Source organism: Pseudomonas sp. LD120 (assembly GCF_009861525.1).
GTDB lineage: Bacteria > Pseudomonadota > Gammaproteobacteria > Pseudomonadales > Pseudomonadaceae > Aquipseudomonas.
Genome location: NZ_WVHL01000002.1, coordinates 427,649 through 439,753 on the forward strand (window position 1 = coordinate 427,649; position 12,105 = coordinate 439,753).

Sequence of the window (12,105 nt, forward strand, 5' to 3'; positions counted from 1 at the left end):
ATGACCATTCAGATCCGCCGGGCGCGGGTGGCTGACGCGGCCTTCCTGCCCGCTATTGAAACCTCGGCCGCCGAACTCTTTCGCAGTGATCCGCAACTGGCCTGGCTGGCCGACGCCGAAGTGGCCGATGCCCAGAGCCATCGAGAAAACATCCAACACCACCTGGTCTGGGTTGCGCTGATAGAAGACGGCACCCGCTGCGCCTTTCTCAACGCCCAGATCTGCGACCAGGAACTGCATGTGTGGGAAATTTCCGTTGCCACTGGCCACCAGGGCCAAGGCATTGGCAAGCGCCTGTTGCAGGCGGCACGCGAGTTCGCCTTGGAACAGTGCCTCACGGCCCTGACCCTCAGCACCTTCCGCGAACTGGCCTGGAACGAACCTTTCTACCAGCGCCAGGGCTTTGTCACCCTGCAACCTGCACAACTGAGCCCGCGCCTGCGCCAGGTCCTGGCCGATGAAACACAGCACGGCCTGCCCGAATCACGCCGCTGCGCCATGCGCCTGAGCTTGTAAAGACGCACTGCCACTGACCGCTGGAGCTGGCCCAGGGGGCTGGCTGTAGGGGCGGGCTTGCCAGCGAAAGCGCCCTCAAGACCCGCCCCCAACGCCAAGCCCTCTTAGCTCCCTTCGCTGGCAAGCCGGTGCGTCATACAGCAAAATAAATGCACTTAAACGGCATTATTATGAATTTGTCAGCAGCACCAATGCTCGGCACACTGTGCCCGTTCCTCCCCCAAATGTGGGAACGTTCAAGGGCTTTCTGGTGATCCAGGCAAGCCCTTCTTTTTGCCCGTCGTTTAGCCCTGGACCGTTCTTGCCGATGTTTGCCCGCTGGAAACCCGCCGCCATCAATACCCGCCCCCTGGAATGGAGCCGTGCCGCCATCGGCATGGCCCTGGGCACCCTGTTCAGTGTCTGGCTCTGCGCCCAAGTGTTCGGCATGCCCGTGGCACTGCACTTGATCGGTCCGCTGGGGGCCTCGGCGGTGTTGTTGTTTGCCGTGTCTTCCGGGGCCCTGGCCCAGCCCTGGTCGATCCTCGGCGGTTACCTGTGCGCTGGGGTCGTGGCCTTGCTGGTGGCCCATGTCCTGGGCCGGACCCTGGGCAGCGCCTGCCTGGCGGCGGGTATTTCCCTGGTGCTGATGTGCTGGTTGCGCTGCCTGCATCCCCCGGCTGGCGCCCTGGCCCTGACCCTGGTGCTGGCGGACCCGGCCAGCGTGGCTTTGGAGTGGCGGGAACTGGGGCCGGTGATGCTCGCGGCGGCCAGCCTGTTGGCCAGTGCCTTGGTCTACAACAACCTGACGCGGATTCGTTACCCCAAGGGCCCGAGCGATACCCCGGTGCTGCTGCCCTCGGCGGCCCCCGCCGACAGCCTGGCGATCACCGCCGAAGACCTCAAGCAGGCCCTGGCCGAGATGGAAGAATTCTTCGACGTCACCCCTGAAGACCTTGAGCAACTGATCCACGCCAGCGAAGCCCACGCCCGCCGGCGCAGCATTGGCCAGGTCCTGTCCTCGCGGCCCTGATAGCGCCCTAACCTTCGCCCTCGCTGGTGCTGACTTGCCAGCCAAGACAGTTTCAGAAGCGGCGCACGCGTCAAGGACCTGTTCGTTGGCAAGCCGGGGCCTGCAAAGGCATCGTCGATTGCGCGCCAGGCGCAGCCACTGGCTGGCCAGCGCAGGCGCGCTCAAGTGCGGTGGCAGGCTCAAGTCAGTGGGTTCAAACCATCGGCGACCAGCGCTGGGACCAGTCGTGGTCTTGTTCGATCACCTCACGCAATACCGCAAACGCCTGCTGCAGCTGCACCGAGTCGCGCTCCCGGGCATACAGCAGGTAAGTGGGAAAACTGAACTCCGGAGCCTTTTCCACCCGTTCCAGCACACCGCTGTCCAGGTAGCTCTGCACCACCCGGGTGCGGAAATAGCCGCTGCCACCGGCGTCGAGGATGAACTGCAGCGCCAGGGGCCCAAGGTTGAAGCCCACCGCGGCCTTGGCCTGCTCCGGCAATGCGGCGTCGTGCTGACGACGAAAATCCTCGCCCCAATCGATGTACACATACGGATCAGGACGCCCTGCCAGGCGCACCTGGATCAGTGTTTCTTCCAGCAATTGCTCCACCTGCAACCCCGGCGAATACAGCGGCTGGAACACCAGCGCCGCATCCAGTACCCCCAACTCCAGTTGCCGCTGCAGGCTCGCGCCTTCAGCGATCTGGGTGTGCAACGCATGGTTGGGCAGCGCCTGGCGCAAGCGCCGTACCCAGTTGAGCATCAGCGGGTTGCACAGGCTCAGTTCGCCACCGATGTGCAACACATTCCGGTAGCCCGCCAGCAGCGGCAGATCGCGCTGCGCCGCTTCCCAGGTCTGTACCAGTTGATTGGCATAGGCAATGAAGGCTTCGCCATCGGCAGTGGGCCGTGCGCCGGCGCGGTTGCGCACCAACAGTTTGCAGTTGAGCTGGCCTTCCAGATTCTGCACCCGGGCGCTGATGGCGGTCTGGGTCAGGTGCAGGCGCTCGGCAGCGGCGATCAGACTGCCGCTGCGGACGATTTCCAGGAAGGTGCGGGCCAGATCGATGTCCATGGTGCCTCGCCGGCAAAAATTCGAGCGCCATTGTAGCGGCGCTCGTGCCGCCGTGCCGACTCCCCGTCAGCCACCCGGGCCGACGGGGCAACGAACCGGCGACCTGGATGTGCTTGTTTTCGCTCATTGAGGCGCTAAAGCCTGGGCCAGAGCGTTGGAGTACCAGGCAGTGCAGCCGTTGGAGCAGGCAAAAATGCACAGCCAACCTGCAGTTTTCGGGGGTGTACTGGGCAAATTTGCACTGTTACGATCCGCCGATGCTCGCGCGCGAGCGTCCTATGAAAAACAATAAAAGCAGGGAGTTAGTGATGACTGCTCAGGTTTCATCCCAGGCGACTCGGGCGCTCGACGCCACCCCGGACGAAGTACGGGTCGAGGTACGCAACCACATTGGCCACCTGACCCTCAACCGCCCCGCCGGTCTCAATGCGATCACCCTGTCGATGGTGCGCACCTTGCAGCAGCAACTGGATGCCTGGGCGCTGGACCCGGAGGTGCAGGCCGTGGTGCTGCGCGGCGCCGGAGAAAAAGCCTTCTGCGCCGGTGGTGATATCCGCTCGCTGTACGACAGCTACCAGAACGGCGAGACCTTGCATGAGGCGTTCTTCGTCGAAGAATACGCCCTGGACCTGACCATCCACCATTACCGCAAGCCGGTGCTGGCCCTGATGGACGGCTTTGTCCTCGGCGGCGGCATGGGCCTGGTGCAAGGTGCCGACCTGCGAGTGGTCACCGAGCGCAGCCGCCTGGCGATGCCGGAAGTGGCCATCGGTTACTTCCCGGATGTCGGTGGCAGCCACTTTCTTTCGCGCATTCCCGGCGAGCTGGGGATCTACCTCGGGGTCAGCGGCGTGCAGATCCGCGCCGCCGATGCGCTCTACTGCGGCCTGGCCGACTGGTACCTGGAAAGCGAGCAACTGGGCCTGCTGGACCAACGCCTGGATCATCTGCAGTGGGGCCACTCGCCGCTCAAGGACCTGCAGGGCCTACTGGCCAAGCTGGCGGTACAGAGCCTGCCCGATGCACCGCTCAAAGCCCTGCGCCCAACCATCGACCACTTCTTCGCCCTGGCGGACATGCCGAGTATCGTCGAGCAGTTGCGCAGCGTGGCAATCGCCGACAGCCACGAGTGGGCCCTGGCCACCGCCGACCTGCTGGACACCCGCTCGCCTCTGGCCATGGCGGTAACCCTGCAGATGCTGCGCTACGGCCGCCAGTTGAGCCTGGAACAATGCTTTGCCCTGGAGCTGCACCTGGACCGCCAGTGGTTCGAGCGTGGCGATCTGATGGAAGGCGTGCGCGCGCTGATCATCGACAAAGACAAGACCCCGCACTGGAACCCGCCGACCCTGGCCGCCCTTGAGGCTGAGCGGGTGGCGAGCTTCTTCAAGGGTTTCGACGGCATTGGGAGCTGAACTCATGCACGACATTGAATTGACCGAAGAACAAGTGATGATCCGCGACATGGCCCGGGACTTTGCCCGGGGCGAGATCGCGCCCCATGCCCAGGCCTGGGAGCAGGCCGGCTGGATCGACGATGCCCTGGTACACAAGATGGGCGAGCTGGGCCTGTTGGGCATGGTGGTCCCCGAACAATGGGGCGGCAGCTACCTGGACTACGTGGCTTACGCCCTGGCGGTGGAGGAAATCTCCGCCGGCGACGGCGCTACCGGCGCGCTGATGAGCATCCACAACTCGGTGGGCTGCGGGCCGATCCTCAACTACGGCAGCCAGGAGCAGAAACAGCAATGGCTACCGCGCCTGGCCGCCGGCGAAGCCATCGGCTGCTTCTGCCTCACCGAACCCCAGGCCGGTTCCGAAGCCCACAACCTGCGCACCCGCGCCGAGCTGCGTGACGGTAAGTGGGTGATCAACGGCGCCAAGCAGTTCGTCAGCAACGGCAAGCGCGCCCAGCTGGCCATCGTCTTCGCGGTGACCGACCCGGAACTGGGCAAGAAAGGCCTGTCGGCATTCCTGGTGCCCACCGACACCCCGGGGTTCATCGTCGACCGCACCGAACACAAGATGGGCATTCGCGCTTCCGACACCTGCGCCGTGACCCTCAACCAGTGCACCATCCCCGAAGCCAACCTGCTGGGCGAACGGGGCAAGGGCCTGGCCATTGCCCTGTCCAACCTCGAAGGCGGCCGCATCGGCATCGCCGCCCAGGCCCTGGGCATCGCCCGCGCCGCGTTTGAAGCGGCCCTGGCCTACGCCCGGGAACGGGTGCAGTTCGACAAGCCGATCATCGAACACCAGAGCATCGCCAACCTGCTGGCCGACATGCACACCCGCCTGAATGCCGCACGCCTGCTGATCCTGCACGCCGCGCGCCTGCGCAGCGCCGGCCAGCCGTGCCTGTCGGAGGCCTCCCAGGCCAAGCTGTTCGCGTCGGAAATGGCCGAGAAGGTCTGCTCCTCGGCCATGCAGATCCATGGCGGCTACGGGTATCTGGAGGACTATCCGGTGGAGCGCTACTACCGCGATGCGCGGATCACCCAGATCTACGAAGGCTCCAGCGAGATCCAGCGCCTGCTGATTGCCCGCGAGCTCAAGCATTACCAGTTGTAGATAACAGCGCTCAAAGCCCCCAACCAAAAATCGCAGCCCAGGCTGCGATTTTTTTTGCTCGTACGGCCGCCCTCCTCGCCAGCCACAATCTGCAGGGCAGCGCCATAAGCCCTGTTGTGCGCAGTCAAGCAGTTGGCTCCGCGGCAGTGGCTCCCGGTGCTTTCAGAAAAATTCAACGCAAGATCCGGAGTTCAGCGCCGTTCGCAGCGGCCTATGGTTGGCTCAACACTCATGTAAAGGGGGTCAACCATGAAACAACTGCAAGACAAAGTCGCGATTGTCACGGGCGCCACGTCGGGAATCGGTCAGGCTGCCGCCCGACTGTTCGCCCAAGAGGGCGCGCGCCTGATAGTGACCGGCCGTCGGGGCGACGCACTGGATGCGTTGGTCGCCCAGATCCAGCAAGCCGGTGGCCAGGCGCTCGGGGTTACAGGCGACATTCGCAGCGAGGCACTGGCCGAGCGTCTTGTTGCGCTGGCGCTGGAGCGTTTCGGTGGCTTGGATATCGCGTTCAATAACGCCGGAATGACCGGTGAGGCCCGGTCCGTCTCCGAGTTGACCCTGAGCCAGTGGCAGGACGTGCTCGACTGCAACTTGACCAGCGCCTTTCTTGGGGCCAAGCACCAGTTGCCTGCTCTGCGCAACCGGGGCGCAGGGTCGATCATTTTCACTTCCAGCTTTGTCGGGCACCGCGTCGGTTTTCCCGGGATGGCGGCGTATGCCGCGAGCAAGGCCGCGCTGATCGGCTTGACCCAGGTCATCGCGGCTGAAGAAGGTCCCCATGGCATTCGCGCCAACGCGCTATTGCCCGGAGGCACCGACACGCCAATGGGCCAAGCAGCCACCGACACGCCAGAGAAACGCGCCTTTGTCGAAAACCTGCATGCCCTCAAGCGCCTCGCCCGTCCCGAGGAAATTGCCCGGGCGGCGCTGTTCCTCGCGTCGGACGCCGCCAGTTTCGTCAGCGGGACGGCGATGCTGGTTGAGGGGGGAGTCTCCATCAACCGCAGCTAGGGTCTGTTCCCGTTTGGTGACGAGCCGCGTTGCTGGGCCAAACGGTGCGAGGCAAGGCGCGGGATGCCGCCAATGGTTGTTCCCTTGGCAAATCCCGCAACGCAGCCTCGCGCCGTTTGGCACGCAACCCGAAGGGACGGGGCTCACTGGGCACAGGGCGGCGCTGCGGTTGAGGGTATAGGGACGCTGGATGAACGCCGCGTCCTGCCAGGGGCGGTGCAGTTACTGATCCTTGAACTGCGGATCACGCTTGGCGATGAAGGCGGCCATGCCCTCTTTCTGGTCCTGGGTGGCGAACGCCGCGTGGAACACCCGGCGTTCGAAGCGCACGCCTTCGGACAGGCTGACTTCGAAGGCGCGGTTCACGCTTTCCTTGATCATCATGCTCACCGGGATCGATTTTGCGGCAATCAGGGCGGCGACTTTCAGGGCCTCTTCCACCAGCTCATCCGCCGGGACGATGCGCGCGACGATACCGCAACGCTCGGCTTCCACGGCGTCGATAAAACGTCCGGTCAGGCACATTTCCATGGCCTTGGCCTTGCCCACGGCGCGGGTCAGGCGCTGGGTGCCGCCCATGCCTGGCAATACGCCGAGGTTGATTTCCGGCTGGCCGAACTTGGCGTTGTCGCCAGCCAGGATGAAGTCGCACATCAAGGCCAGTTCGCAACCGCCACCCAGGGCGAAGCCGTTGACCGCGGCGATGATCGGCTTGCGCCGGTTGGCCACCCGGTCGCTGTCGCTGAACAGGTCGTCGAGGTAGATCTGCGGGTAGGTGAGTTCGGCCATTTCCTTGATGTCGGCACCGGCGGCGAAGGCTTTCTTCGAGCCGGTGATGACGATGCAGCCGATCTGCGGGTCGGCTTCCAGGCGATCCAGGGCCTGGTTCACTTCACCGACGATCTGCGCGTTGAGGGCGTTCAGCGCCTGGGGACGGTTGAGGGTGATCAGACCGACGCGGTCCTTGATGTCCAACAAAATGGTTTCGTAGCTCATGAATCAGCTCCTGCTAAAAGTCAGAGATTGCGCGAAATGACCATGCGCTGGATGTCGCTGGTGCCTTCGTAGATCTGGCAGATGCGCACATCACGGTAGATTCGCTCCAGCGGGAAGTCACTCAAATAGCCATAGCCGCCCAGGGTTTGCAATGCCGCCGAGCAGACCTTCTCGGCCATTTCCGAGGCAAACAGCTTGGCCATCGAGGCCTCCACCAGGGCCGGCTTGCCGCTGTCGCGCAGGGCCGCGGCGTAGTGCACCATTTGGCGAGCCACGGCGATCTGGGTGGCCATGTCCGCCAGGCGGAAGGCCACGGCCTGGTGCTCGATGATCGGCTTGCCGAAGGTTTCGCGCTCACGGGCGTAGTCACGCGCCGCTTCGAACGCGGCCCGGGCCATGCCCACCGATTGCGAAGCAATGCCCACGCGGCCGCCTTCGAGGTTGGCCAGGGCGATCTTGTAGCCCTCGCCCTCCTCGCCCAGACGATTGGCCAGCGGCACCTTCACATCCTCGAAAAGGATCTGGCAGGTGTCGCTGGCATGCTGGCCAAGCTTGTCCTCGATACGCGCGACCTTATAGCCCGGCGCATCGGTGGGCACGATAAAGGCGCTGATGCCGCGCTTGCCGGCCGCCGGATCGGTGACCGCGAAGACGATCACCGCCCCGGCGTTCTGCCCGGAGGTGATGAACTGCTTGCAGCCGTTGAGCACATAGTGATCGCCGTCGCGGCGGGCCCGGGTCTTCAGGCTGCTGGCATCGGACCCGGCCTGGGGCTCGGTCAGGGCGAAGGCGCCGAGCATGGCGCCGCTGGCCAGGGGCTTGAGGAAACGCTCTTTCTGCTCATCGTTGCCGAACTTGAGGATCGGCACGCAGCCCACCGAGTTGTGCACGCTCATGATGGTGGAGCAGGCGCCGTCACCGGCGGCGATTTCTTCCAGGGCCATGGCATAGGCCAGGTAGCCGGTGTCGCATCCGCCCCACTGCTCGGGCACCAGCATGCCGAAGAAACCCAGCTCGGCCATTTCGGCAATGGCTTCCCTGGGAAAGCGGTGCTCGCGATCCCAGTCGGCGGCGAAAGGCTTGAGGCGTTCCTGGGCGAATTGCCGGGCCGCGTCGCTGATCTGCAGTTGTTCGTCATTGGGCAACATCGGGATTCCTCGTTACAGGCATTCAACGGCCATGGCCGTGGCTTCACCACCGCCGATGCAGATCGCGGCCACGCCACGCTTGAGGCCCTTCTGGCGCAGGGCCGAGAGCAGGGTCACCAGGATCCGCGCACCGGAGGCGCCGATGGGGTGGCCCAGGGCGCAAGCGCCACCGTGCACGTTGACCTTGGCGTGGGGGATGTCCAGCTTGCTCATGGTCACCAGGCTGACCACGGCGAAGGCTTCGTTGATCTCGAACAGGTCGACCTCGCTCAGGGCCCAGCCGGTCTTTTTCAGCAGCCGTTCGATGGCGCCCACCGGAGCCACAGGGAACAGGCCCGGGGTGTCGGCAAAGGCCGCGTGGCCATGGATCACCGCCAGCGGCTTGAGGCCGCGCTTGTCGGCTTCGGAGCGACGCATCAGCACCAGGGCCGCGGCGCCATCGGAGATCGAACTGGCGTTGGCGGCGGTCACGGTGCCGCCCTCGCGGAATGCCGGTTTCAGGGTGGCGATCTTGTCCAGCTTGGCCTTGGGCGGTTGTTCGTCATCACTGATCAGCTTCGACTCTTTGCCGATCATCACGTGCACAGGGACGATCTCGTCCTTGAACAGACCGTCCTTGATCGCTTGCTGGGCGCGGGTCAGGGAGGCCACGGCGAACTCATCCTGGGCCTCGCGGGTGAAACCGTTGGCCTCGGCGCAATCCTCGGCAAAGGTGCCCATCAAGCGGCCCTTGTCGTAGGCGTCTTCCAGGCCATCGAGGAACATGTGATCGAGCACCTTGCCGTGGCCCATGCGGTAGCCGCTGCGGGCACGGTCCAGCAGGTACGGGGCGTTGGACATGCTTTCCATGCCGCCGGCGACCACCACCTCGGCGCTGCCGGCCAGCAGTCTGTCGTGGGCCAGGATGGTGGCCTCCATGCCCGAACCGCACATCTTGTTCAGGGTGGTGCAACGGGTGCCCTTGTCCAGGCCGGCGCCCAGGGCCGCCTGGCGCGCCGGGGCCTGGCCGAGACCGGCGGACAGCACGCAGCCGAACAGCACTTCTTCTACTGCGTCAGCGGCAATACCGGCGCGCTGCACCGCGGCGCGGATGGCCTCGCTCCCCAGTTGGGGGGCGCTCAGGCCTTTGAGTTCACCCTGGAAACCGCCCATGGGGGTGCGGACGGCGCTGACAATGACAATCGGATCGTGGGCAATGGACATGAGAGTTCCTCCTTATTTGGCGGCCATGCGCAAGGCGCCGTCGAGACGGATCACCTCGCCGTTGAGCATGCTGTTTTCAATGATATGCCGCACCAGCGCGGCGTACTCGGCGGGCTTGCCCAAACGCTGCGGAAACGGCACCCCGGCGGCCAGACCGGCGCGCACTTCATCGCTCATGCCGGCCATCATCGGGGTTTCGAAGATCCCCGGGGCGATGGTCATCACCCGAATGCCGAAACGCGCCAGCTCGCGGGCCACCGGCAGGGTCAGGCTGGCAATGGCGCCCTTGGACGCGGCATAGGCGGCCTGGCCGATCTGCCCGTCGAAGGCGGCAATGGAGGCAGTGTTGATGATCACCCCGCGCTCGCCATCGGCATCGGCCGCGCTTTCGGCGATGGCCGCCGCGGCCAGGCGCAGCAGATTGAAGCTGCCGATCAGATTGACGTTGATCACCTGGCTGAAGCTGGCCAGGGCATGGGGGCCGTGCTTGCCCAGAACCTTCTCGCCGCGCACGATGCCGGCACAGTTGACCAGCCCGTTGAGCCCGCCAAAGGCCTTGACCGTGGCCTGCACCGCCGCTTCAGCCGCGGCCTCCTGGCTGATGTCCGCCACCACGCTGTGGCAGCCCAGTTGCAGGGCCCGGGCCGCCACGGCCTCGGCATTGAGGTCCACCAGCATCACCTTGGCGCCGGCGGCGACGAGCATTTCAGCGCTGGCAGCACCCAGGCCGGAGGCCCCGCCACTGACCAGAAAAACCTTATTTTCAATCTGCATCGTTGCAATCCTGTTTACGCGGTAGCTGTTGACGCCGCGGCCTCTTGAGCCTTGGCGATTTCCTGGTTGCGCAAGATAAAGCGCTGCAATTTGCCACTGGGGGTCTTGGGCAAATCGCTGACAAAATCGATTTCACGGGGGTAGGAATGCGCCGCCAGGCGCTTGCGCACATGCTGGCGCAACTCCTCGGCCAACTCCGGGGTGGCGCGGTACTGCTCGCTGAGCACCACGAAGGCTTTCACCAGCTCGGTGCGTTCGGGATCGGGCTTGCCTACCACCGCCGCTTCCACCACCGCCGGGTGTTCGATCAGCGCACTTTCCACATCGAACGGACCGACCCGATAGCCGGAGGTGGTGATCACATCATCGCTGCGGCCGACGAAGCTGATGCTGCCGTCCTGGTTCAGCTCGACGGTGTCACCGCTCAAATAGTAGTCGCCGACAAAGGCCTTGGTCGGCACCCCGGCGTAACCGGCGAACCAGCACATGGGCGACTGACGGCGGTCGATGGCCAGGATCCCCGGCTGGCCGACACCCAGTTCCTGGTAGTCCTCGTCCAGCACCACGATGCGGTGGCCCGGCGAGGCAAATCCGGCGGCGCCGACATGCACCGGGTGGTCCAGGCCGTGGTGGTTGCACAGCACCATGCCCAGCTCGGTCTGGCCATAATGATCGTGGATCACCACGTCCAGTTGCTCGGCGAACCAGCGGATGACTTCTGGGTTGAGCGGCTCGCCAGCGCTGCTGACGACGCGCAGGCGGCCTTTGATCGAGCGGGAGAACTGCTCGCCACCGGCAATCAGCAGGCGGTAGGCGGTGGGCGAACCGGCGAGATTAGTGATGCCGTACTTGTTGATCACCCGGCAGGTGCTTTCCAGGGTGAAGGGACCATCGTAGAAGGTGATGGGATGACCCAGGCCCAGCGGCCCGGTCACGCCAAAATAGATGCCGTAGGCCCAGCCCGGGTCAGCGACGTTCCAGAACGCGTCCTCGGGGCGAAGGTCCACGGCGTCGCGGGTGTAGCTCTGGAACGCGACAATGGCCTTGAGCGGCACCTCCAGGGCTTTGGACGGGCCGGTGGTGCCCGAGGTAAACATCAGCAGGAACGGGTCTTCGCCGCTCAGCAGCACCGGCTCGCACTGGGCCGGGTACTGCTCCAGCTCAGCCCAGAAACTGAAGTCGCCACGCACGATGCCCTGCCCCTTGGCGCCACCGACCGTGACGATGGTCGGGCAGTCGGCGACGTCCGCCAGCTTGGACCGGTTGCCGGCGTCGGTGACCACCACCTTGGCCTGTGAACTGCCGAGGCGGTGCTCGATAGCCTTGGGCCCGAAAGCGGTGAACAACGGCTGATACACAGCGCCAATACGCCAGGTGGCCAGTACCGTGATCAGCAATTCGACATTGCGCGGCAGCAGCCCGGCGACCTTGTCGCCCTTGCCTACCCCCTGGGCCAGGAAGAAATTGGCCAGGCGCGCGGCCTGGTCCTGCAACTGGGTGAAGGTGTAGGTGGCGCTGCTACCGTCGCGGCCCTCCCAGAACAGCGCGATGCGCCCGGGCAATGCATGTCGGTCGCAGCATTCGACACAGGCATTGAGGGCCGACAGCGAACCCGCCAGGGCGGTATCCACGGTGTGCTGATAATTGAAATCGTTGGTAGCGGACAGGTAGTTGCGCATTGCCAGAATCCCTCACTGTTCTTATTAGGATGGGAACCTCATGAAAATCAGGGAAATACTGGCGCCAGAGCCCTCGCGGGACAATGGTCAAAGCTATCAAGTTGCGTGACCGGTTTGGCCAAGAGCCGGCCCCGG

General features: G+C 64.6%; 11 protein-coding genes. 5 read left to right on the top strand and 6 right to left on the bottom strand.

The features are described from left to right. Positions 1 to 516 (top strand): GNAT family N-acetyltransferase, encoded by a 516-nt coding sequence (locus PLD_RS04920; RefSeq protein ID WP_159890375.1) that lies wholly within the window; start codon positions 1 to 3, stop codon positions 514 to 516. A 307-nt stretch (positions 517 to 823) separates the two neighbouring features. Further along, positions 824 to 1,528 (top strand): HPP family protein, encoded by a 705-nt coding sequence (locus PLD_RS04925; protein WP_159890852.1) that lies wholly within the window; start codon positions 824 to 826, stop codon positions 1,526 to 1,528. A 193-nt stretch (positions 1,529 to 1,721) separates the two neighbouring features. Here PLD_RS04925 and PLD_RS04930 read toward each other — a convergent pair whose 3' ends face one another. Continuing rightward, positions 1,722 to 2,585, bottom strand: a complete 864-nt coding sequence (locus tag PLD_RS04930; protein ID WP_159890377.1) for a LysR family transcriptional regulator — start codon at positions 2,583 to 2,585, stop codon at positions 1,722 to 1,724. A gap of 308 nt (positions 2,586 to 2,893) precedes the next feature. Here PLD_RS04930 and PLD_RS04935 point away from each other — a divergent pair, with 308 nt between their 5' ends. The 3 genes from PLD_RS04935 to PLD_RS04945 all read left to right on the top strand — a co-directional run bounded on the left by PLD_RS04935 (position 2,894) and on the right by PLD_RS04945 (position 6,170). Next, the gene (locus tag PLD_RS04935; RefSeq protein ID WP_159890379.1) at positions 2,894 to 4,000 is read left to right on the top strand and encodes an enoyl-CoA hydratase/isomerase family protein; all 1,107 of its coding nucleotides are present in this window, start codon (positions 2,894 to 2,896) and stop codon (positions 3,998 to 4,000) included. Positions 4,001 to 4,004: 4 nt separating this feature from the next. Beyond that, complete coding sequence (locus tag PLD_RS04940; protein WP_159890381.1) at positions 4,005 to 5,156, top strand: acyl-CoA dehydrogenase family protein; 1,152 nt, start codon at positions 4,005 to 4,007, stop codon at positions 5,154 to 5,156. Positions 5,157 to 5,405: 249 nt separating this feature from the next. Continuing rightward, on the top strand, positions 5,406 to 6,170 hold the full coding sequence (locus tag PLD_RS04945) for an SDR family oxidoreductase (protein ID WP_159890383.1): 765 nt from the start codon (positions 5,406 to 5,408) through the stop codon (positions 6,168 to 6,170). A 222-nt stretch (positions 6,171 to 6,392) separates the two neighbouring features. Here the strand turns inward: PLD_RS04945 and PLD_RS04950 are convergent, their stop codons facing one another. Genes PLD_RS04950 through PLD_RS04970 form a run of 5 tightly spaced genes read right to left on the bottom strand, consistent with a single transcriptional unit; the run spans position 6,393 to position 11,970 of the window. After that, on the bottom strand, positions 6,393 to 7,166 hold the full coding sequence (locus PLD_RS04950; RefSeq protein WP_110595730.1) for an enoyl-CoA hydratase: 774 nt from the start codon (positions 7,164 to 7,166) through the stop codon (positions 6,393 to 6,395). A gap of 20 nt (positions 7,167 to 7,186) precedes the next feature. Beyond that, the gene (locus tag PLD_RS04955) at positions 7,187 to 8,314 is read right to left on the bottom strand and encodes an acyl-CoA dehydrogenase (protein WP_159890385.1); all 1,128 of its coding nucleotides are present in this window, start codon (positions 8,312 to 8,314) and stop codon (positions 7,187 to 7,189) included. 12 nt (positions 8,315 to 8,326) lie between these two features. Continuing rightward, positions 8,327 to 9,517: an acetyl-CoA C-acyltransferase gene (locus tag PLD_RS04960; protein ID WP_159890387.1), complete on the bottom strand. Its 1,191-nt coding sequence runs from the start codon at positions 9,515 to 9,517 to the stop codon at positions 8,327 to 8,329. A gap of 12 nt (positions 9,518 to 9,529) precedes the next feature. Further along, complete coding sequence (locus PLD_RS04965) at positions 9,530 to 10,291, bottom strand: SDR family NAD(P)-dependent oxidoreductase (protein ID WP_159890389.1); 762 nt, start codon at positions 10,289 to 10,291, stop codon at positions 9,530 to 9,532. A 14-nt stretch (positions 10,292 to 10,305) separates the two neighbouring features. Continuing rightward, on the bottom strand, positions 10,306 to 11,970 hold the full coding sequence (locus PLD_RS04970) for an AMP-binding protein (protein ID WP_159890391.1): 1,665 nt from the start codon (positions 11,968 to 11,970) through the stop codon (positions 10,306 to 10,308). Between the last annotated feature and the right edge of the window lie 135 nt (positions 11,971 to 12,105).

What these genes read in the sequence shown, in the direction of transcription:
- PLD_RS04920 (WP_159890375.1), top strand. Translation starts at nt 1, where the DNA reads ATGACCATTCAGATCCGCCGGGCGCGGGTGGCTGACGCGGCCTTCCTG.
- PLD_RS04925 (WP_159890852.1), top strand. Translation starts at nt 824, where the DNA reads ATGTTTGCCCGCTGGAAACCCGCCGCCATCAATACCCGCCCCCTGGAA.
- PLD_RS04930 (WP_159890377.1), bottom strand. Translation starts at nt 2,585, where the DNA reads ATGGACATCGATCTGGCCCGCACCTTCCTGGAAATCGTCCGCAGCGGC.
- PLD_RS04935 (WP_159890379.1), top strand. Translation starts at nt 2,894, where the DNA reads ATGACTGCTCAGGTTTCATCCCAGGCGACTCGGGCGCTCGACGCCACC.
- PLD_RS04940 (WP_159890381.1), top strand. Translation starts at nt 4,005, where the DNA reads ATGCACGACATTGAATTGACCGAAGAACAAGTGATGATCCGCGACATG.
- PLD_RS04945 (WP_159890383.1), top strand. Translation starts at nt 5,406, where the DNA reads ATGAAACAACTGCAAGACAAAGTCGCGATTGTCACGGGCGCCACGTCG.
- PLD_RS04950 (WP_110595730.1), bottom strand. Translation starts at nt 7,166, where the DNA reads ATGAGCTACGAAACCATTTTGTTGGACATCAAGGACCGCGTCGGTCTG.
- PLD_RS04955 (WP_159890385.1), bottom strand. Translation starts at nt 8,314, where the DNA reads ATGTTGCCCAATGACGAACAACTGCAGATCAGCGACGCGGCCCGGCAA.
- PLD_RS04960 (WP_159890387.1), bottom strand. Translation starts at nt 9,517, where the DNA reads ATGTCCATTGCCCACGATCCGATTGTCATTGTCAGCGCCGTCCGCACC.
- PLD_RS04965 (WP_159890389.1), bottom strand. Translation starts at nt 10,291, where the DNA reads ATGCAGATTGAAAATAAGGTTTTTCTGGTCAGTGGCGGGGCCTCCGGC.
- PLD_RS04970 (WP_159890391.1), bottom strand. Translation starts at nt 11,970, where the DNA reads ATGCGCAACTACCTGTCCGCTACCAACGATTTCAATTATCAGCACACC.